17 protein-coding genes are annotated in these 19,992 nt (G+C 71.2%); 13 read left to right on the top strand and 4 right to left on the bottom strand.

Features of this window, described 5'->3' with window-relative positions; genetic code table 11:
* The first annotated feature begins 9 nt into the window (after window positions 1-9).
* From ACFY3I_RS12255 to ACFY3I_RS12240, 4 genes are all read left to right on the top strand, one after another.
* On the top strand, window positions 10-1,260 hold the full coding sequence (locus ACFY3I_RS12255; RefSeq protein WP_390860481.1) for a cytidylyltransferase domain-containing protein: 1,251 nt from the start codon (window positions 10-12) through the stop codon (window positions 1,258-1,260).
* Between the two features lie 15 nt (window positions 1,261-1,275).
* Window positions 1,276-2,211, top strand: a complete 936-nt coding sequence (locus tag ACFY3I_RS12250) for an N-acetylneuraminate synthase family protein (RefSeq protein WP_365284062.1) — start codon at window positions 1,276-1,278, stop codon at window positions 2,209-2,211.
* 60 nt (window positions 2,212-2,271) lie between these two features.
* On the top strand, window positions 2,272-3,417 hold the full coding sequence (locus ACFY3I_RS12245; protein WP_365284064.1) for a hypothetical protein: 1,146 nt from the start codon (window positions 2,272-2,274) through the stop codon (window positions 3,415-3,417).
* Window positions 3,418-3,604: 187 nt separating this feature from the next.
* On the top strand, window positions 3,605-4,693 hold the full coding sequence (locus ACFY3I_RS12240) for a glutamate--cysteine ligase (protein ID WP_390860480.1): 1,089 nt from the start codon (window positions 3,605-3,607) through the stop codon (window positions 4,691-4,693).
* A 196-nt stretch (window positions 4,694-4,889) separates the two neighbouring features.
* On the opposite strand, the gene ACFY3I_RS12235 is transcribed toward ACFY3I_RS12240, so the two are convergent.
* A complete protein-coding gene (locus tag ACFY3I_RS12235) occupies window positions 4,890-5,546 on the bottom strand; it encodes a class I SAM-dependent DNA methyltransferase (protein ID WP_390860479.1) in 657 nt (218 codons plus the stop codon).
* Between the two features lie 262 nt (window positions 5,547-5,808).
* Here ACFY3I_RS12235 and ACFY3I_RS12230 point away from each other — a divergent pair, with 262 nt between their 5' ends.
* The 8 genes from ACFY3I_RS12230 to ACFY3I_RS12195 all read left to right on the top strand — a co-directional run bounded on the left by ACFY3I_RS12230 (window position 5,809) and on the right by ACFY3I_RS12195 (window position 16,029).
* The gene (locus ACFY3I_RS12230) at window positions 5,809-7,026 is read left to right on the top strand and encodes a M20 family metallopeptidase (RefSeq protein WP_390860478.1); all 1,218 of its coding nucleotides are present in this window, start codon (window positions 5,809-5,811) and stop codon (window positions 7,024-7,026) included.
* A gap of 496 nt (window positions 7,027-7,522) precedes the next feature.
* The gene (locus ACFY3I_RS12225) at window positions 7,523-8,566 is read left to right on the top strand and encodes a BMP family ABC transporter substrate-binding protein (RefSeq protein WP_365284072.1); all 1,044 of its coding nucleotides are present in this window, start codon (window positions 7,523-7,525) and stop codon (window positions 8,564-8,566) included.
* A 245-nt stretch (window positions 8,567-8,811) separates the two neighbouring features.
* Window positions 8,812-9,861 (top strand): BMP family protein, encoded by a 1,050-nt coding sequence (locus tag ACFY3I_RS12220; protein WP_390860477.1) that lies wholly within the window; start codon window positions 8,812-8,814, stop codon window positions 9,859-9,861.
* 320 nt (window positions 9,862-10,181) lie between these two features.
* Window positions 10,182-11,894 (top strand): ABC transporter ATP-binding protein, encoded by a 1,713-nt coding sequence (locus ACFY3I_RS12215; RefSeq protein ID WP_390860519.1) that lies wholly within the window; start codon window positions 10,182-10,184, stop codon window positions 11,892-11,894.
* A complete protein-coding gene (locus ACFY3I_RS12210; protein WP_365284076.1) occupies window positions 11,891-13,012 on the top strand; it encodes an ABC transporter permease in 1,122 nt (373 codons plus the stop codon). The genes ACFY3I_RS12215 and ACFY3I_RS12210 overlap by 4 nt, the downstream gene beginning before the upstream one ends.
* Window positions 13,012-14,274 carry an ABC transporter permease gene (locus ACFY3I_RS12205; RefSeq protein WP_365284078.1) on the top strand — a complete coding sequence of 421 codons (1,263 nt, stop codon included), beginning with the start codon at window positions 13,012-13,014 and terminating at the stop codon, window positions 14,272-14,274. Before ACFY3I_RS12210 ends, ACFY3I_RS12205 begins: the two co-directional genes overlap by 1 nt.
* On the top strand, window positions 14,271-14,675 hold the full coding sequence (locus tag ACFY3I_RS12200) for a cytidine deaminase (RefSeq protein WP_365284081.1): 405 nt from the start codon (window positions 14,271-14,273) through the stop codon (window positions 14,673-14,675). The genes ACFY3I_RS12205 and ACFY3I_RS12200 overlap by 4 nt, the downstream gene beginning before the upstream one ends.
* Before the next feature lie 76 nt (window positions 14,676-14,751).
* Complete coding sequence (locus tag ACFY3I_RS12195; RefSeq protein WP_390860518.1) at window positions 14,752-16,029, top strand: thymidine phosphorylase; 1,278 nt, start codon at window positions 14,752-14,754, stop codon at window positions 16,027-16,029.
* Window positions 16,030-16,194: 165 nt separating this feature from the next.
* On the opposite strand, the gene ACFY3I_RS12190 is transcribed toward ACFY3I_RS12195, so the two are convergent.
* On the bottom strand, window positions 16,195-17,115 hold the full coding sequence (locus ACFY3I_RS12190; protein ID WP_365284088.1) for an AEC family transporter: 921 nt from the start codon (window positions 17,113-17,115) through the stop codon (window positions 16,195-16,197).
* 153 nt (window positions 17,116-17,268) lie between these two features.
* Here ACFY3I_RS12190 and ACFY3I_RS12185 point away from each other — a divergent pair, with 153 nt between their 5' ends.
* Window positions 17,269-17,655, top strand: a complete 387-nt coding sequence (locus tag ACFY3I_RS12185) for an STAS domain-containing protein (protein WP_365284090.1) — start codon at window positions 17,269-17,271, stop codon at window positions 17,653-17,655.
* On the opposite strand, the gene ACFY3I_RS12180 is transcribed toward ACFY3I_RS12185, so the two are convergent.
* Window positions 17,539-18,552, bottom strand: coding sequence for a sigma-70 family RNA polymerase sigma factor (locus ACFY3I_RS12180; protein ID WP_390860476.1), 1,014 nt, complete (start codon window positions 18,550-18,552; stop codon window positions 17,539-17,541). The two genes, ACFY3I_RS12185 and ACFY3I_RS12180, sit on opposite strands and share 117 nt — an antisense overlap.
* Window positions 18,553-18,722: 170 nt before the next feature.
* Window positions 18,723-19,991 (bottom strand): MFS transporter, encoded by a 1,269-nt coding sequence (locus tag ACFY3I_RS12175; RefSeq protein WP_390860475.1) that lies wholly within the window; start codon window positions 19,989-19,991, stop codon window positions 18,723-18,725.
* Window position 19,992: the final 1 nt, after the last annotated feature.

Raw genomic sequence — 19,992 nt, 5'->3', positions numbered from 1 at the left:
ACAGAGCCGATGCCCCACCCCGAGACGGCCGTCGTACCCCGGGTACTGGCCGTGATCCCCGCGCGCGGCGGATCCAAGGGCGTGCCCGCGAAGAACCTCCTCCCGGTCGGGGGCGTCCCGCTGGTCGCCCGCGCCGTCCGTGAGTGCCGCGCCTCCCGTCTGGTGACCGACGTCGTCGTCTCCACGGACGACCAGGCGATCGCCGCCGCCGCCCGGTCCGCCGGCGCCGAGGTGGTGCTGCGCCCCGCCGCCATCGCCGGTGACACCGCCACCTCCGAGGCCGCCGTCCTGCACGCCATGGACGCCCACGAGGCGCTGCACGGCGCCCCGGTCGACGTGGTCCTGCTCGTGCAGTGCACCAGCCCGTTCATCATCCGCGAGGACATCGACGGAGTGGCCGGCGCGATCGTCGAGAACGGCGCCGACACGGCCCTGACCGTGGCGCCCTTCCACGGGTTCGTCTGGCGCGACGAGGTGGACGCCCCGGTGCCCGCCGGTGCTGACGCGGCCTCCGTCAGCGGCGGCCTCGGCGTCAACCACGACAAGTCGTTCCGCCCCCGCCGCCAGGACCGCCCCCAGGACTTCCTGGAGACCGGCGCGGCCTACGCGATGCGCGCCGGCGGCTTCCGCGAGCACCGCCACCGCTTCTTCGGCCACACCGAGCTGGTGCGCACCGACCCGGCCCGGGTGCTGGAGATCGACGACCCGCACGACCTGGCCCGCGCCCGCGCGCTGGCCGGCCTCTTCGACGCGGACCGCCCCGGTTCGCTGCCGACCGCCGACGACATCGACGCGGTCGTACTGGACTTCGACGGCACCCAGACCGACGACCGGGTGCTGATCGACGCCGATGGAAAGGAGTTCGTCTCCGTGCACCGCGGCGACGGACTCGGCATCGCCGCCCTGCGAAAGAGCGGGCTCAAGATGCTGATCCTCTCCTCGGAGAAGAACCCGGTCGTCGCCGCCCGGGCCCGGAAGCTACAGATCCCGGTCCTGCACGGCATCGACCGCAAGGACCTCGCACTCAAGCAGTGGTGCGAGGAGCAGGGCATCGCTCCCGAGCGCGTGCTCTACGTCGGAAACGACGTCAATGACCTCCCGTGCTTCGCCCTCGTGGGCTGGCCCGTGGCGGTCGCGAGCGCCCACGACGTCGTACGCGGCGCCGCACGCGCGGTCACCACCGTCCCGGGTGGCGACGGCGCGATCCGAGAGATCGCCAGCTGGATCCTCGGCCCCTCTCTCGATTCCCTCCCGAAGTAAGGACACCCCACAGTCATGAGCAACTCCCGTCTGCGCCAGTTCGGTTCCCGTGAGGTCGGTCCCGGCAAGCCCGTCTACATCTGTGGCGAGATCGGCATCAACCACAACGGTGAGCTGGAGAACGCCTTCAAGCTGATCGACGTCGCCGCCGAGGCCGGCTGCGACGCCGTCAAGTTCCAGAAGCGCACCCCAGAGATCTGCACCCCGCGCGACCAGTGGGACATCGAGCGTGACACCCCCTGGGGCCGCATGACCTACATCGACTACCGCCACCGCGTGGAGTTCGGTGAGGACGAGTACCGTCAGATCGACGAGTACTGCAAGAGCAAGAACATCGACTGGTTCGCCTCCCCGTGGGACACCGAGGCCGTCGCCTTCCTGGAGAAGTTCGACGTCCCGGCCCACAAGGTCGCCTCCGCGTCGCTGACCGACGACGAGCTGCTGAAGGCGCTGCGCGCCACCGGCCGTTCGATCATCCTCTCCACCGGCATGTCCACCCCGAAGCAGATCCGCCACGCGGTCGAGGTCCTCGGTTCGGACAACATCCTCATGTGCCACGCCACCTCGACGTACCCGGCGAAGGCCGAGGAGCTCAACCTCCGCGTGATCAACACGCTGGAGAAGGAGTACCCGAACGTCCCGATCGGCTACTCCGGCCACGAGACGGGTCTGCAGACCACCCTCGCCGCGGTCGCGCTCGGCGCCACCTTCGTCGAGCGTCACATCACCCTGGACCGCGCGATGTGGGGCTCCGACCAGGCCGCCTCGGTCGAGCCGCAGGGCCTCGTCCGCCTGGTCCGCGACATCCGCACCATCTCGGCCTCCCTCGGTGACGGCGTCAAGAAGGTCTACGACTCCGAGCTCGGCCCGATGAAGAAGCTGCGCCGTGTCACCGGTGTCGTCGCCGAGGCGGAGATCGCCGCGGCCGCCGGCGAGCCGGTCCAGGTCTGACACCGCTGAAATCCTGAAGTTACGTCTGTTGTGTTACGACGACGGGACGGTCGTACGTCGATGAGCCTCCGCGCCGGGAACCCCGGCCCCCACACACTCGCGTTCGTCGAGAGTCCGGTGCAGCTGCTGAACGTGCTGGAGTGGGCGCATGTCCACGCCCTGCGCGGGGCGGTGGAGCCGGTGCCGACGGTGCCCTCGCAGGCCCGTCGCGCATCGGTCGCCATATCGGCGGCGGCACCCGGCGCGGAACTCACGATCGTCGTCCTGTCCCCGACGGACCCGATGACCCGGGGCCAGTTGCGCCGCATGGCGGACCTGGCCCGTGACGAGGGCTACCGGGTCCGCTGGGAGGAAGCACGGGGTGGGACCGCCGCCCCCTTCCAGACGATCGGCGGCCTGGCGGGCTCGCTCCGCCGGGCCGACCGGATCGTCATGGGAGACCCCTTCTCCCGCTACGTACAGCTGCTGCTGACCATCACCCGCGCCCGTGACCTGGTCGTCGTCGACGACGGCACGGCGACGATGGAGTTCGTCGCCCAGCTGGCACGCGGCGAACGCCTGGTCCGCTGGCACCGCAAGGGCGGCCGCCCTGGCGCCCGGGACCTGCTCTTCGCCCCGGTCTCCTCCTCCGCGCGCCGCCGCCTCACGCCGAGCGACCGCCGCCGCGTCGAGGTCTTCTCCTCCATGCCGGTGACCGAGACCCCGGCGGGTGTGACGGTCACCGCGAACGACTTCGGCTGGACCCGCGCCCGCTTCGGCCCGCCGCGCATCACCAAGGGCGCCGACATGGTCGGCACCTCCCTGGTGGAGACCGGCGTGGTGGACGGCGACCGCTACCTGGAGGCGGTCCAGACCCTGGCGAAGGCGCACGGGGCGACCCGCTACTTCGCGCACCGCAGGGAGAGCACGGAGAAACTCCACCGTCTCGCCGGCGAGACGGGGCTGGAGATAGTCCGCCCGGACCTCCCCCTCGAACTGATCGCCCGCCGCGGCCCGATCGGCCGTACGATCCTCAGCTTCCCCTCGACGGTCGTCCACACCCTGCCGCTGGCTCTGGTCGGCACGGGCGTCCGGGTGGCCGTCTGCGACATCGACCCGGCCTGGCTGACGGAGAACGCGTCGCCCCGCGCGCAGGGATTCCTCTCCGGGGTCACCGGCACGGCGAAGGACGTCCACCGGCTGGCGGCGGTGACCAGCCCGGCGTAGCCGCGCCGGCCGCCGGTCACGCCCGGTCGGTCACGCCCCGTCGGTCACGCCCCGCGCCTCGCCGGTCACGTCCGGCGGCCGCGGTCTTCCGGCCGCCGCCCTCAGGTGTCCTCCCGGCCAGCGGGGGAATTCGGAGAGGTGCGGAGGCCGCCGCGTCCGGTGGTGGCGTGATGGAGGGCGGGTTGGCGTGCGTACCGTCGGTGTGGAGGAGGAACTGCTGCTCGTCGATCCGGAGACGGGGGACCCCAAGGCGTCGGCGGCCGCGGTCCTGGCCCGGGCCGCACTGGCCGACCCGGGGCAGGAGGTCTTCGAGAAAGAGCTCTACGGGCAGATGCTGGAGTTCGCCACGCGGCCGCAGTCGGAGATGACGGAGCTCGGCGAGGAGATCGTGCGGTGCCGCAAGGAGGCCGCCCGGCTGGCCGGCGACCTCGGGTGCGCGGTGGCGGCACTGGCCGCCTCGCCGCTGCCGGTGAGCCCCTCCATCAGCGTGAACCGGCGCTACCGGTGGATGGCCGAGCAGTACGGGATCGCCACCCGGGAGCAACTGGTGTGCGGATGTCATGTCCATGTCTCCGTGGAGTCGGACGAGGAGGGGGTCGGGGTCCTGGACCGGATGCGGCCCTGGCTGCCGGTACTCATCGCCGTCAGCGCCAATTCACCCTTCTGGCAGGGCCAGGACTCCGGATACGCCAGCTACCGCAGCCGGGTGTGGGCGCGCTGGCCGTCCGCCGGACCCGCCGAGCTGTTCCGGACCGCGGAGCGGTACCACCGGCTGGTCGCGGACATGGTGGCCACCGGTGTGATCCTGGACGAAGGGATGGTCTACTTCGACGCCCGGCTCGCCCGGCGCTACCCGACCGTGGAGATCCGGGTCGCCGACGTGTGCCTGCGCGCCGGGACCGCCGTCCTCGTGGCCGCGCTGGCGCGGGCGCTGGTCGAGACCGCCGCCCGGGAGTGGCGGGCCGGGCGGGAGCCCGTCGACCACGGGGTGGGACCGGCCAGGATGGCCGGCTGGCGGGCGGCCCGCTCGGGGCTGGGCGGGGAACTCCTCGACCCGGCCACCCTGCGGCCCAGGGCGGCCGGGGAGGTGCTGGGCGCCCTGCTGGCGCACACCGGGGACGCCCTCGCCGACAGCGGCGACCTGGCGCTCGTGGAGGAGGGCGTCCGGCTGCTGCTGCGGGACGGCAACGGCGCGGACGAGCAGCGCCGGCTGCTGGCGGACACCGGCAGCCTGCGGGACGTGGTCACCGAGTGCGTGCGCCGCACCCAGAGCTGACGCCAGGACCGAGGCCGGCCCGTGCGGGGGCCCTGGCCCGAGTCCGCGCCCCGGCCGGTCCCGACGCCCCCCGTCCGTGCGGCCCGTGCAGTCCGTGCCGTGCGTGCCGTTCCTGCATTCCGTGCCGTGCGTGCCGTGCGTGCCGTCTCTGCATTACGTGCCGTCCGTGCCGTCCGTGCCGTCCGTGCCGTTCCGGTCAGGCCGGTTTGCGGGCCAGCACGAACGCGCGGGGCCATTTCTCCTGGTCGAGCGGCTCGCGGATCAGCGTGGCGGCCACCTCCAGGCCCGCCTTGACGAGCATGTCGCTCACCACGTACGCCGGCCGCCAGTAGCAGTGCAGGTCGATCCGGTGGCCGAAGCGTTCGGTGATGTGGAGACCGGGCTGCTCGCTCTTCTGGAAGGCCAGCAGGACGTGGCCGCCGGGGACAAGGGCGCGGTGGAAGCCGGCGAAGGCCGCCGGGAGGTGGGTGTCGGGGACGTGGATGATCGAGTAGAGGGCGAGGATGCCCCCGAGGGTCTCGTCCGGCAGGTCCAGGGACGTCATCGAGCCCTGGTGGAAGCGGAGCCCGGGGTGCGCCTCGCGGGCCAGGGCGACCATGGCGGGGGAGAGGTCGATGCCGAAGGCGGGGACCCCCAGGCCGTGCAGGTGGGCGGTGATGTGGCCGGGGCCGCTGCCCAGGTCGGCCACGGGGGCGGTGCCGTTGGCCTTCACCAGTTGGGCGAACGCCCCGATCAGCGACATGTCCACCGGCTGCGTCGGGAGGTCCGCGTGGGCGGCGGAGTAGTCCTTGGCGATCGCGTCGTAGGACGTACGGGTGGTTTCTATGAAGTCGGTGGTCTCCGAGTCCGTCACGGTCGCGCACGCTACCGGGCAGGCGCGGGCGGGGGTGTCGAAGTGGCCGTTCCGGATCGGGTCCGTTCTCGGAAGGTGGACAGAAACGGCGTGACTGCCGTCCGGCGTGGTATCCGTGGAAGAGGAAACATAGGTTTTACCCAGCCACGTCCGAGGTCATGCCATCGCGGTCAGATTTTCTTCCCCTAACGGGCTGAACTTTTGTTGATCTCGGGGCAGTTGACCCCTCGGGCGTCCTACCCTTCAGAGGGTGAACCAATTGATGTCCCTAGAGACCGAGGCCGACCTCCCAGGGGATGTGCTCCCCGGTGTGCTCAGCGCGGAGCTGCACGCCGAACTCGTAGCGTTCCGGCGCGACCTGCACATGCACCCCGAACTGGGCAACCAGGAGTTCCGCACCACCGCCGCCATCAAGGAACGGCTGGAAAAGGCCGGTCTCCGGCCGCGGGTGCTCGCCATGGGAACCGGGATCATCTGTGACATCGGGCCCGAGGCCGACGGGCTGCCGGTGCTCGCCCTGCGCGCCGACATCGACGCCCTGCCCATCCCGGACATGAAGACCGAGTGCGCGTACCGGTCCACCGTCCCGGACCGGGCGCACGCGTGCGGGCACGACGTGCACACCGCCGTGGTGCTCGGCGCCGGGCTCGTCCTCGCCGAGCTGCACGAGCGGGGGCTGCTGCCGCGGCCCGTGCGGCTGCTCTTCCAGCCCGCCGAGGAGGTGCTGCCCGGCGGCGCCGCCGACGCCATCGAGTCCGGGGTGCTGGAGGGCGTGGGACGGATCCTCGCCGTGCACTGCGACCCGCGGGTGGACGCGGGGCGGATCGGCCTCAGGACCGGTGCCATCACCAGCGCCTGCGACCGCATCGAGGTCGCGCTGGACGGGCCCGGCGGCCACACCGCCCGGCCGCACCTGACCACCGACATGGTCACCGCCGCCGCCCGGGTCGCCGTCGACGTGCCTGCGCTCATCGCGCGGCGCGTGGACAGCCGCAGCGGGCTCGCCGTGACCTGGGGACGGATCGAGTCCGGGCACGCGCCCAACGTCATCCCCCAGCACGCCGAGCTCTCCGGCACCGTGCGATGCCTGGACCTGGAGGGGTGGCGCCAGGCGCCGGACGTGGTGCACGCGGCGATCGACGAGGTCGCGACCCTGCACCGGGCCAAGTCCGAGATCAACTACGTGCGCGGGGTGCCGCCGGTCGTCAACGACCCGGTGATCACCGAACTGCTCCGGGACGCGATGACCGCCCGCCGCGGCACGGACTCCATCGAGACCACCGAGCAGAGCCTCGGTGGCGAGGACTTCTCCTGGTACCTGGAGCACGTGCCGGGCGCGCTGGCGCGGCTCGGGGTGCGGACGCCGGGTGAGCGGGCCGTGCGCGACCTGCACCAGGGCGACTTCGACGCCGACGAGCGGGCCATCACCGTCGGGGTGGAGCTGTTCACGGCGGCCGCCCTCATCGACGCGACCCGCTAGCGCCCCGCCACGCCCCGCCCCACCCGACGCCACGCCCCACCGGCCCCCGCCGTACCGGCGCGACGCCCCACCGGCGACCCGCCCCGCGCCTCGCGACCCGGCGGCGGCACGACCCTCCGGCGACGCCACGAGCAGTCGCACGGACGCCTGGAGACCCCGGCCGACACCGAGGCCGGGGGAGTCGGCCGCGGCCCCCGGGCGCCCGCCGGCGGACGGGTGGCGGTCACGGCGGCCGAGGGTGCCCGATCAGGGGTGATTCGTCCCCCTGTGTCACCCGGGTGTAACCAATGATCTCCTCCTGTGACCCGAGGGCGGCACGGTTCGATAACGGCACGGAGAAACCCCGTTCCCCTCCGCTTCTACGCGCGTTACTGTGCGCCGAAATCGCCACCGCAGGTGGCCGGTTGGGGAAGCGGGCCGGTGACGGTGCCGTGGGGACGAAGGGGTACGTGCTGTGCGTTCTGTCTCTCGGAGGACGAGGTTCTCCCAAGCCGCGGTGACTGTCACCGTCATCGCCCTCGCGGCTGTCGGATGCGGCAAGTCCAGCCAGGACACCGGTTCCGACGGCGCCGGCTCCGGCTCCGGCGCGTCCGGCAAGTACAACGGCAAGGGCATCGGCCTCGCCTACGACATCGGCGGCAAGGGCGACCAGTCCTTCAACGACGCCGCGTACGCCGGCTTCCAGAAGGCCGAGAAGGAGTTCGGCATCGGCGGCCGGGACATCGAGCCGCAGGACGGCGAGTCCGACGCCGACAAGGTGCAGCGCCTCGACACCCTGGCCAAGGCCGGCTACAACCCGATCATCGGGGTCGGCTACTCCTACGCGCCCGCGGTCAAGGAGGTCGCCGCCAAGTACCCGAAGATCACCTTCGGCATCATCGACGACAACGAGGTGACGGCGAAGAACGTCGTCGACATGGTCTTCGCGGCGGAGCAGTCGTCCTACCTGGCGGGTGTCGCCGCGGCCTCGGCCACCAAGAAGGACCACATCGGCTTCATCGGCGGCGTGGACGTACCGCTCATCCACACCTTCGAGGCCGGTTTCGACCAGGGTGCCAAGTCCGTCAACCCGAAGATCAAGATCGAGTCGCAGTACCTGACGCAGACGGCGCAGGAGGGCGGCTTCTCCAGCCCCGACAAGGGCAAGGCCGCCGCGCAGGGCCAGATCGACGCCGGTGCGGACGTCATCTACCACGCGGCCGGACTCTCCGGGCAGGGCGTGATCGAGGCCGCGGCCGGCGCCAAGATCTGGGCGGTCGGCGTCGACTCCGACCAGTACAGCCAGAGCGCGCTCGCCAAGTACAAGGACTACATCCTCGGCTCCGCCCTCAAGAACGTCGGCGGCGCGGTGTACGACCTCGTGAAGTCCGTCCACGACGGCAAGCCGGAGAGCGGTGTCGTCAACGGCACCCTCAAGACCGGTGGCGTCGGCTTCGCCGACACGAACCCGAAGTACAAGGCCCTGACCAAGGTCGTCGCCGCCGTGGAGAAGGCCAAGCAGGACATCATCGACGGCAAGGTCACCGTCAACACGAAGTAATGCGACGTACATGAGTCGCCGGGTGAGCGGTCCTACCGACGGGTAGGGCCGCTCACCGGGCCGTCGAGGTCAGCGCGCCCCTTGCCTCCCGCAAGGGGCGCGCTGCTGTCCGTCACCTTCGCGGTGACTGTGGCCACAGCTAGATAACGGACCGGACATTGGGGGTTTTCCGTCTGGTCTACGCGCGTTACGCTGCCGCGGAACCAGCGCCTGGTTTGGGCGCTTGCACGAAGGAGTCACGTTCCATGCGCCGGGTGTCCCGTATCGCCGTTGCAGGCGTTGCAACCGCAGCCCTCGCCGTCACCGTTTCAGCGTGCGGCAGCTCGTCCAGTTCGTCCACCGGCAAGGCGGGCGCGTCCAAGGGTGTCGGCCTCGCGTACGACGTCGGCGGCAAGGGCGACCAGTCCTTCAACGACGCCGCGTACGCCGGCTTCCAGAAGGCCGACCAGGCGTTCGGCGTCACCGGCCGGGACGTCGAGCCGCAGGACGGCGAGTCGGACGCGGACAAGGTGCAGCGCCTCGAGACCCTCGCCAAGTCCGGCTACAACCCGGTGATCGGTGTCGGCTTCGCCTACGCGCCCGCCGTCAAGGAGGCCGCCGCGAAGTTCCCGAAGATCACCTTCGGCATCATCGACGACAACCAGGACCAGGCGAGCAACGTCGCGGACATGGTCTTCCACGAGGAGCAGTCCTCGTACCTGGCCGGCGTCACCGCCGCGCTGACCACCAAGTCGAACACCGTCGGCTTCATCGGCGGCGTGGACGTCCCGCTGATCCACAAGTTCGAGGCGGGCTTCGAGCAGGGCGTCACGGACACCAAGAAGAACGTCAAGGTCAAGGCCCAGTACCTGACCCAGACCGCCCAGGAGGGTGGCTTCTCCAGCCCCGACAAGGGCGAGGCCGCCGCCGAGGGCCAGATCGGCGCCGGTGCCGACGTGGTCTACGCCGCCGCCGGCCTCTCCGGCCAGGGCGTCATCAAGGCCGCCGCCGCGCACAAGGTCTGGGCGATCGGTGTCGACTCCGACCAGTACAACCAGGCCGCGCTGTCGAAGTACAAGAACTACATCCTCACCTCGGCGCTCAAGAACGTCGAGGGCGCGGTGTACGACCTGGCCAAGTCCGTCATCAAGGACAAGAAGCCGCTGACCGGTGAGATCCGCGGCTCCCTGAGCAACGGTGCGGTGGGCCTGGCCGACTCCAACCCGGCCTTCAAGAGCAACGCCGCCCTGCAGGCCGCGCTGAAGAAGGCCGAGGCCGGCATCAAGGACGGCTCCATCACGGTCAAGACCTCCTGACCCCAGGAGCGACGGCCGCCGGACCTGTCGTAGGCATGGTCAAAAGGGCGCTGTAATGGCAGCGTTACGGCCACGGAACGGGGTGCGGGAAGGATGTCCTTCCCGCACCCGTGCCATGGATCCGGGGACCGGTCGGCGGACCCGGGCGGGTGCCCGGGGACCGAGGGGGATCCCGCGGATCAGCGGCACGGGCAACCCCCGTTCGCGCGGCAGAATGCTCGGAACGGATCGAGGCTCAAAAAAACTCGGTCAGATCCGGGCACTATTTAAAGCAGGGGCGCTACGCGCGTAGATGGCCCCGTTTCCGAGGAGAGTGCGCCATCGACGCGTCCAGCAGCCCTCCGCTCACCGCAGAGACGACAGCCGCGGTCGAGCTGGCGGGGATCACCAAACGATTCCCCGGAGTCGTAGCCAACCACGACATCCACCTGTCGGTCCGCAAGGGCACCGTCCACGCCCTGGTCGGCGAGAACGGCGCCGGCAAGTCGACCCTGATGAAGATCCTCTATGGCATGCAGAAGCCGGACGAGGGCACCATCGCGATCGACGGCGAACAGGTCGCCTTCTCGTCCCCGGCCGACGCCATCGCCCGCGGCATCGGCATGGTCCACCAGCACTTCATGCTGGCGGACAACCTGACGGTGCTCGAGAACGTGGTGCTCGGCAGCGAGAAGCTGTACGGCATCGGCGGCAACGCCCGAAAGAAGATCCGCGAGATCTCCGACCGGTACGGCCTGGGCATCCGCGCCGACGTCCTGGTCGAGGACCTCGGCGTCGCCGACCGGCAGCGCGTGGAGATCCTCAAGGTCCTCTACCGCGGTGCCAGGACCCTGATCCTCGACGAGCCCACCGCCGTCCTGGTCCCCCAGGAGGTCGACGCCCTCTTCGACAACCTGCGGGAACTGAAGTCCGAGGGTCTGTCGGTCATCTTCATCTCGCACAAGCTCGGCGAGGTGCTGTCGGTGGCCGACGACATCACCGTCATCCGCCGCGGTACGACCGTCGGGACCGCGATCCCCTCGGAGACCACCCCGCGCCAGCTCGCCGAACTGATGGTCGGCAGCGAGCTGCCCACCCCGGAGACCGCCGGCTCCACGGTCACCGACAAGCCGGTCGTCACCGTCCGGAACCTCACCGTGTACGCGTCCGGCGCCTCCCTCGGCGAGGCCGGCGCGCAGCCCGAGACCGCGACCCCCGGCTCGGCCGGTGCCACGGCCGGCGCCGACGTGCTCACCGAGGCCACGGCCCCCGGCGCGGCCAAGCGCGTCCTCGACGACGTGACCTTCACCATCCACGCCGGCGAGGTCATGGGCATCGCCGGTGTCGAGGGCAACGGCCAGACCGAACTGATCGACGCGCTGATCGGCACCCGCAACGCCGACTCGGGCACGATCGAGTTCCTCGGCGAGGACATCACCGGCTGGGCCACCCGCAAGCGCCGGCAGTCCGGCGTCGGCTACATCCCCGAGGACCGGCACCGCCAGGGCCTGCTCCTGGAGTCGCCGCTCTGGGAGAACCGCATCCTCGGCCACGTCACCGAGAAGCCCAACGCCAAGGGCTTCTGGCTGGACATCAAGGGCGCCCAGGCCGACACCCGCCGGATCGTCGAGGAGTACGACGTCCGCACCCCCGGCATCGACGTCACCGCCGCCTCCCTCTCCGGCGGCAACCAGCAGAAGCTGATCGTCGGCCGTGAGATGAGCCACAACCCGAAGTTCCTGATCGCCGCCCACCCCACCCGGGGTGTGGACGTCGGCGCCCAGGCGCAGATCTGGGACCGCATCCGGGAGGCCCGCCGCGAGGGCCTGGCCGTGCTGCTGATCTCCGCCGACCTCGACGAGCTGATCGGCCTGTCGGACACCCTGCGGGTGATCTTCGACGGAAAGCTGGTCGCTGACGCCGACCCGGCCACCGTCACCCCGGAGGAGCTCGGCTCGGCCATGACCGGTGCCGCGTCCGGCCACCTGGAACACGTAGACACCGCCCCAGAAGCACACGATGGCGCCGCTGGTCCGGAGGACGAGGCCCGATGAAGAAGTTCGACAAGGAGCGGGTGCTCCTCGCGCTGGCCGGCCCGGCCATCGCACTCGTCCTCGCGATCGCGCTGACGTCGATCGTGCTGCTCGCCTCGAACCGCAACCCGTTCGAGCCCTACTCCCTGATGCTCCAGCAGCTGCCGTACTCGGACATCCAGGTGCTGATCGTCAACCAGGCGGCGATGTACTACATCGCGGCCATCGCGGTCGCCCTCGGCTTCCGCATGAACCTGTTCAACATCGGCGTCGACGGCCAGTACCGGCTCGCCGCCGTGATGACGGCCGTGGTCGGCGCCAACGTCGGTCTGCCCGCCGCCCTCCAGATCCCGATGCTGCTCCTGGTCGCCATGTTCACCGGCGCCTTCTGGGCCGGCATCGCGGGCGTCCTGAAGGTCACCCGAGGGGTCAGCGAGGTCGTCGCCACGATCATGCTGAACGCCATCGCCACCAGCGTCATCGGCTACGTCACCCTCTCGAACGTGTGGGGCGTGCAGGTCGGCAACAACATGACGACCGGCGTGATGAAGAAGTCCGGCTGGTTCCCCGGTATCAACCTGGGCTCCGACGTCGGCGAGATCTACGGCATGGTCTTCGTCGCCATCGCCCTCGGCATCGCCTACTGGGTCGTCCTCAACCGCACCCGCTTCGGTTTCGACCTGCGTGCCACCGGCGCCTCCGAGTCCGCCGCCGCGGCCTCCGGCGTCGACGCCAAGCGCATGGTCCTGATCTCCATGCTGATCTCCGGCGCGGTCTCCGGCCTCGCGGGCCTGCCGCTGCTGCTCGGCGACTCGCACACCTACAGCCTCGACTTCCCGGCCGGCCTCGGCTTCACCGCCATCGGCATCGCCCTGCTCGGCCGGAACAACCCCGGCGGCATCGCCTTCGCCGCCCTGCTGTGGGCCTTCCTCGACAAGGCCTCGCCCGCCCTCGACTACGCCACCCCGGTGGCGTACGAGAAGGAGATCGCCACGATCATGCAGGGCCTGATCGTCTTCTCCGTCGTCATCTCCTACGAAGCCGTACGCCAGTGGGGCCTGCGCCGCCAGCAGCGCCAGGTCGGCGCGGAGCTCGCCGCGGCCGCCGCCCAGAACACCAAGAAGGAGGTGGCGGCCTGATGTCCACCGCGACCATCGCCAAGCCGCAGGCGAAGCAGCCCGGCAAGGGCGGCCGCCGAATGTCGCTCCCGGTACTCCTGCTGGTCGTCGCCGGCGTACTGGTACTCACCTCGGCCGTGCGCCTGATCACCGGCGCCGAGGGCATCACCTCGACCGGCCAGATGTCCACCGCGCTGCGCCTCGCCGTGCCGATCGGCCTCGCCGGTCTGGGCGGCCTGTGGGCCGAGCGCGCGGGCGTCGTCAACATCGGCCTCGAAGGCATGATGATCCTCGGCACCTGGTTCGGTGCCTGGGCGGGCTACCAGTGGGGCCCGTGGGTCGGGGTCGCCTTCGGCATCCTCGGCGGCGCGCTCGGCGCCCTGCTGCACGCCGTCGCGACCGTCACCTTCAACGTCAACCACATCGTCTCCGGTGTGGCCCTGAACATCCTCGCCCTCGGCGCCACCCGCTACCTCTCCAAGTTCACCTTCGAGAACGCGGAGGGCGGCTCCTCCAAGCAGTCGCCGCCGATCGACTCCCTGGGCACCTTCAGCGTCCCGGGCCTGTCCGACTGGCTGAACACGCTCAACGAGAAGCACTGGTTCCTGATCTCGGACCTCGGCGGTCTGCTGGGCGGCCTGCTGACCGACCTCTCCCCGCTGACGGTCGTCGCCGTCGCCCTCGTCCCCGCCACCTGGTGGGTGCTGTGGCGCACCGCCTTCGGTCTGCGCCTGCGCTCCTGCGGCGAGAACCCGGTCGCGGCCGAGTCCCTGGGCGTCAACGTCTACAAGTACAAGTACATCGCGGTGCTCATCAGCGGTGGCTTCGCCGGTCTCGGCGGCGCCTTCCTGTCCATCGTCGCCTCGAACGTCTACCTCGACGGCCAGACGGCCGGCCGCGGTTACATCGGTCTCGCCGCGATGATCTTCGGCAACTGGATGCCGGGCGGACTGGCGCTCGGCGCGGGCCTGTTCGGCTACACCGACAGCCTCAACCTGCGCGGCGGCACGGTCAACGTGCACGCGCTGATCCTGCTGCTCGCGATCCTGCTGGTCTTCGGCGCGGTCTACCTGGCCTGGCGCAAGAAGTACGTCCCGGCCGTCATCACGATCGTCATCGCGGTCCTGATGTTCATCTGGTACTCCGCCACCAACGAGGTCCCGCGCCAGCTCGTCACCGCGACCCCGTACCTGGTCACCCTGCTGGTGCTCTCGCTGTCCGCGCAGTCCCTGCGGATGCCGAAGGCGGACGGCCTCCCGTACCGGAAGGGACAGGGCAAGTGACGGCCGAGGACGACTGCTTCGACTGGGAGACGCTGCGGGCCGAGGCACGGACCGCCATGTCCCACGCCTACGCGCCGTACTCCGGCTACCCGGTCGGGGCCGCCGCGCTGGTCGACGACGGGCGCACGGTCTCCGGCTGCAACGTGGAGAACGCGTCCTACGGCATCGGCCTGTGCGCCGAGTGCGGACTGGTCTCCGAGCTCCAGCGCACCGGCGGTGGGCGCCTCACGCACTTCACCTGCGTGGACGGCACGGGCGCGCTGCTCGTCCCGTGCGGCCGCTGCCGTCAGCTGCTCTACGAGTTCGGCGGCCCGGACCTCTTCCTGGACACCCCGGAAGGCGTCCTGCCCCTCTCCGAGATGCTGCCCCAGGCCTTCGGCCCGGACCATCTCGCCAAGTAATCCCGTACGGCCCCTCCCGCCCGTCCGCGCGGAGGGGCCGTACGTTTCGCAATGCTCCGAAGGGAACGTCATGGCCATGGACGCCATCTCCGTCATCCGCACCAAGCGCGACCGCGGTGAGCTCGGCGACGAGCAGATCGACTGGGTCATCGACGCGTACACACGCGGCGAGGTGGCCGACGAGCAGATGTCCTCGCTCGCGATGGCCATCCTCCTCAACGGCATGAACCGCCGCGAGATCGCCCGCTGGACGGCGGCGATGATCGCCTCCGGCGAGCGCATGGAGTTCTCCGCCCTGTCCCGTCCGACCGCCGACAAGCACTCCACGGGCGGCGTCGGCGACAAGATCACCCTTCCCCTGGCCCCCCTCGTCGCGGCCTGCGGCGCGGCCGTCCCGCAGCTCTCCGGCCGGGGACTCGGCCACACCGGCGGCACCCTGGACAAGCTGGAGTCGATCCCCGGCTGGCGCGCCCTGCTCTCCAACGAGGAGATGCTGAACGTCCTCGACACCACCGGCGCGGTGATCTGCGCGGCCGGCGACGGCCTGGCCCCCGCCGACAAGAAGCTCTACGCGCTCCGCGACGTCACCGGCACCGTCGAGGCGATCCCGCTGATCGCCTCCTCGATCATGTCCAAGAAGATCGCCGAGGGCACCGGTTCCCTGGTCCTGGACGTGAAGGTCGGCACCGGCGCCTTCATGAAGACCATCGAGGACGCTCGTGAGCTGGCCTCGACGATGGTCGGCCTCGGCACCGACCACGGGGTGCGGACGGTCGCGCTCCTCACCGACATGTCCACCCCGCTGGGCCTCACCGCGGGCAACGCCCTGGAGGTCCGCGAGTCCGTCGAGGTGCTGGCCGGCGGCGGTCCCGCCGACGTCGTGGAGCTGACCCTCGCGCTGGCCCGCGAGATGCTCGACGCGGCCGGCCTCAAGGACGCCGACCCGGCGAAGGCGCTGGCCGACGGCTCGGCCATGGACGTCTGGCGCCGGATGATCGCGGCGCAGGGCGGCGACCCGGACGCGGTCCTGCCGGTGGCGAGGGAGCAGCACGTGATCAAGGCGCCGTCGTCCGGTGTCCTCACCCGCCTCGACGCCTACGACATCGGCGTCGCCGCCTGGCGCCTGGGCGCGGGCCGCGCGCGCAAGGAGGACCCGGTGCAGGCGGGCGCGGGCGTCGAGCTGCACGCCAAGCCCGGCGACACGGTGACGGCGGGCCAGCCGCTCCTGACCCTCCACACCGACACCCCGGACCGCTTCGAGTACGCGCTCCAGTCGGTCGAGGGCTCCTACGACATCGCGGCGGCGGGCACGGAGTCCACGGCGTCCCCGGTCGTGCTGGAACGCATCGCCTGACCTGGGGATTGCTCGATCGGGTGAACGGGACCGGTGGACCTCCGCCGGTCCCGTTCGGCGTGTTGGATGCGGTCATGAGCGCCATCGACGCCGACTACATCGCGGGTGACGACGAGTGGGACGAACTGGTCTGGGTCTGCGAGTTCCCCGTCGACTGACGGCCCGTCACCCCAGCAGTGTCGCCACCACCACCAGGACCGGCACCGCCAGCACCGTCGACAGCAGGATCGAGTCGCGGGCCAGTTCCTCGCCGACCCGGTAGGTGACGGCGTAGGTGTACAGGTTCTGCGCGGTCGGCAGCGCCGACGTCACCGTCACGTCGAGCAGCGGCGCCCCGTGCAGGCCGAAGACGCCGGTGGCCAGGGCCCAGGCGACCAGTGGCTGGACCGCCGACTTCAGGGCGACGGCCAGGAACACCGGGTGGCGGTCGCGGCCCCGGCCGGGCGGGGTGCTGCCGTGCAGGGAGATGCCGAAGGCGAGCAGCACCGCCGGGACCGACATGTTCCCGATCAGGGTCAGGGGGTCCATCACGGGGCCGGGAAGAGCGATGCCGAGTGCCGCTACCAGGACCCCGGTGAGCGAGCCGACGGCTATCGGGTTGCGCAGCGGGGTGAGCAGGCGGCGCCACCAGGGGCCCTTCTCGCCCATGCCCGACAGGTCCAGGACCGTCAGCGCGACCGGGGTCAGGATCACCACCTGGAACAGCAGCACCGGAGCCACCAGGGAGGCGTCCCCGAGCACGTACACGGCGATCGGGATGCCCAGGTTTCCGGAGTTCACGTAGCTGGAGCAGAGCGCGCCGATCGTCGTACGGCCCACCCCCCAGCCCCGTACGACACCCACCGCCACGAACACTCCGGCCGCCGCCGCCGTGGACAGGGCCGTCACCAGGAGGCGGCTGGAGAAGACCACCGCGAGGTCGGCCCTGGCGAGGGTGGTGAAGAGCAGGGCGGGGGAGGCGACGTGGAAGGCGAGCTTGGTGAGCACCTCGCGGCCGTTGCCGCCCAGGTGGCCGCCGCGGCCGAGGGCGTAGCCGACGGCGATGACGATCGCGATGACGGCGAAGCCGCTCAGGACCCCTTGCACTGAACCCCCTTGGCGGGCACGAGGCCGTCGGGGGTCCGCGTGGGTGGTGGTCTGTGGCGCATACACCCAACCCTCCGGTGCGGGTCAGGCGCAGGTCAACGTTGTGATCCTTGTGATCTGTGCGACCGTCACGGGACGGCGCCGGACCTACCGATGAGTTGTCAGGCCGTCGCCGGTCTACCGCTCGTGGATGCCGTGACCCCCGCCGTGCTCGTGCTGTCCGGCCCCGTCGCCAGGGACGAGGTGCCAGGACTCTGCGACGCCGTGCGCGCGATGCTGCCGGGCCGCGGGGACCGTACCGTCGTCTGCGACGTCGGCGGGCTGGGGCCGCCGGGCCTCGCCGCCGTCGACCTGCTGGCCCGGCTGGAGCTGACCGCCCGCCGGGCCGGCGGGCGGATCCGGCTGCGGGACCCCGACCCCGCCCTACGCTCCCTGCTCCGCTTCCTCGGCCTTCGCGTCCAGGTGGAGGGGGAGGCCGAAGAGCGGGAACCAGCGCCCGGTGTCGAGGAAGAAGTGGAACCCGGTCAGCCGGCCGTCTGAGATCTCCAGGACCTGGATCGACCAGGGGCTGAAGCCGCCGGTGTCCGGATCGGGCTTGTACTGGGCGAACCCGGGCAGGCCGTTGACCTGGACCGGGAACAGCCGGGAGCCCTCGCAGGCGGAGCCGATCGTGGTCATGAAACCGGCGATGTCCGCGTGGCCGACGAGCCACAGGTCGAACGGCGGCATCGTCATGATGGCGTCCTCGTGCAGGAGCGCCGTCAGGGCCGTCATGTCGTAGCCCTCGAAGGCCGCGACATAGCGCTCCAGGAGCTTGCGCTGCTCCTCGTCGAGCGGGTTCGAGACCTCCGCCCCGGCCCCGGACTGCTGCTGCTCGGCCAGGGTGGCGCGGGCCCGCTGCAGGGCGCTGTTGACCGAGGCGACGGTCGTGTCGAGCAGCTCGGCCACCTCGGCGGCGTTCCAGGCCAGCACCTCGCGCAGGATCAGCACCGCCCGCTGCTTGGGCGGCAGCTGCTGCAGCGCGGCCATGAAGGCGAGGCGGACGGACTCCTTGGCCACGGCCGCCTCGGCCGGGTCGTCCACCGTCGGCAGCACCCGCGCGTCCGGCACCGGCTCCAGCCAGGTGTTGTCGGGCCGAGGGGAGAGCGCGGCCCGGGCGAGCGGCGTCGACTCGCTGAGGTCCATCGGGCGCGCCCGCCTGCCGCTCGCGCTGAGCATGTCCAGGCACACGTTCGTCGCGATCCGGTAGAGCCACGACCGCAGACTGGAACGGCCCTCGAACTTCTCGTGGCTCCGCCAGGCCCGCACCAGGGTGTCCTGCACGGCGTCCTCGGCCTCGAACGACGAACCGAGCATCCGGTAGCAGTACCCGGTCAGCTCGGTCCGGTACTTCTCCAGTGCGACGTCGAGCTCCGTCGTCGCCGTGCTGTTGCCCATTGCCGTCCACCCACCCCTGTGGCCGTTCCCGTTCGCGCGCCGTCGCGCTCCAGCACCTGGAAGCTACCGCAGGGGACTGACAATGGCCCCCGGAGTGGGGAAAGGCGCAGATGAGATGGGGTGGGTGCGGGAAACCCGGTGATGCGGTCCACGGGGCGGGCGGACGCGCCTCAGTGGGCGCCCGCCAGGACCTGGCGCCGGGCCGCCACCGAGCCCAGCACCGTGATCGCCACCACGCCCGCGACCGCCAGCAGACCCACGCCCACCGTCCCCGACCAGCCGCTCGCGTGGAACGCCAGCGCGCCCACCGTGCTGCCCGCGCTCGAGCCGATGTAGTAGGCGGACTGGTAGATGGCGGACGCCTGGGCCCGGCCGTGGGCCGCCGTCCCGCTGACCGCCGAGGACGCCACCGCGTGACCCGCGAAGAAGCCCGCGGTGATCAGGACCAGGCCCAGCAGGACCAGGGGGAGCCAGTCGGCGAGGGAGAGCAGCAGACCCGCGGCCGTCGTACCGCCGCCCAGGTAGAGAGCGCCCCGGCGGCCGAGCCGGCCGACCAGACGGCCCGCCGTGGACGCCGACACCGTACCCACCAGGTAGACGAGGAAGATCGAGCCGACGATGCCCTGGGGCAGCGAGAACGGCTCCTCGGTCAGGCGGTAGCCGATCACCGTGTAGACGCCGCCGAAAACGGTCATGAACAGCGCGCCGATCGCGTACAGGCGGCGCAGCAGCGGATTGGCCAGGTGGTCGCGGACCGTGGAGAGCAGTCGGCGCGGGTGCGGCGAGCCCGCGGTGAAGTGCCGCGGGGCGGGCAGGAGCAGCCGGAAGGCCACCGCGCAGCCGACCGCGAGCACCCCGATGACGCCCACCGCGACCCGCCAGCCCCACTCCTGTGCGACCCAGCCGGTGATGACCCGGCCACTCATCCCGCCGACACTGTTGCCCGCGACGAACAGGCCGATCGCCGTCACCAGCGCCCTGGGGCGGACCTCCTCGGCGAGGTAGGCCTGCGCCGAGGCCGGCAGGCCGGCCAGCGCGGCGCCCTGGACGCCACGCAGCACCACCAGCACGCCGAGCGACGGGGCGAAGGGGACCAGGAGGCCCACGGTCACCGCCACCGCCAGCGACGCGGTCATGACCGTACGGCGCCCGAAGCGCTCGGACAGGGCGCTCATCGGGATGACGAACAGGGCCAGGCCACCGGTGGCCGCCGCCACCGTCCAGCTCGCGTCGCTCGCGCTGACCCCGAAGCCGTCCGAGATCAGCGGCAGCAGGGCCTGGGTGGAGTAGAGGAGGGCGAAGGTCGCGACACCGGAGAGGAAGAGGGCGAAGCTCATCCGGCGGTAGCCGGGGCGGCCGGGGGCCATGCGGGTGTCGGAGGAGGGGACGGTCTTCGCGGCGCCCACGGTGGTGGACGCCCCGGTACTGGCGGGAGACATA

The organism is Streptomyces sp. NPDC001068 (assembly GCF_042897315.1).
Lineage (GTDB): Bacteria > Actinomycetota > Actinomycetes > Streptomycetales > Streptomycetaceae > Streptomyces.
Note: the sequence above shows the minus strand (reverse complement) of the source record. Positions and strands in the feature narration are given on the sequence as shown.

Bases quoted from the DNA above. Each gene is read 5' to 3' on its own strand.
- ACFY3I_RS12255 (WP_390860481.1), top strand. From the start codon at position 10: ATGCCCCACCCCGAGACGGCCGTCGTACCCCGGGTACTGGCCGTGATC.
- ACFY3I_RS12250 (WP_365284062.1), top strand. From the start codon at position 1,276: ATGAGCAACTCCCGTCTGCGCCAGTTCGGTTCCCGTGAGGTCGGTCCC.
- ACFY3I_RS12245 (WP_365284064.1), top strand. From the start codon at position 2,272: ATGAGCCTCCGCGCCGGGAACCCCGGCCCCCACACACTCGCGTTCGTC.
- ACFY3I_RS12230 (WP_390860478.1), top strand. From the start codon at position 5,809: ATGTCCCTAGAGACCGAGGCCGACCTCCCAGGGGATGTGCTCCCCGGT.
- ACFY3I_RS12220 (WP_390860477.1), top strand. From the start codon at position 8,812: ATGCGCCGGGTGTCCCGTATCGCCGTTGCAGGCGTTGCAACCGCAGCC.
- ACFY3I_RS12210 (WP_365284076.1), top strand. From the start codon at position 11,891: ATGAAGAAGTTCGACAAGGAGCGGGTGCTCCTCGCGCTGGCCGGCCCG.
- ACFY3I_RS12205 (WP_365284078.1), top strand. From the start codon at position 13,012: ATGTCCACCGCGACCATCGCCAAGCCGCAGGCGAAGCAGCCCGGCAAG.
- ACFY3I_RS12195 (WP_390860518.1), top strand. From the start codon at position 14,752: ATGGACGCCATCTCCGTCATCCGCACCAAGCGCGACCGCGGTGAGCTC.
- ACFY3I_RS12185 (WP_365284090.1), top strand. From the start codon at position 17,269: ATGAGTTGTCAGGCCGTCGCCGGTCTACCGCTCGTGGATGCCGTGACC.
- ACFY3I_RS12180 (WP_390860476.1), bottom strand. From the start codon at position 18,552: ATGGGCAACAGCACGGCGACGACGGAGCTCGACGTCGCACTGGAGAAG.
- ACFY3I_RS12175 (WP_390860475.1), bottom strand. From the start codon at position 19,991: ATGTCTCCCGCCAGTACCGGGGCGTCCACCACCGTGGGCGCCGCGAAG.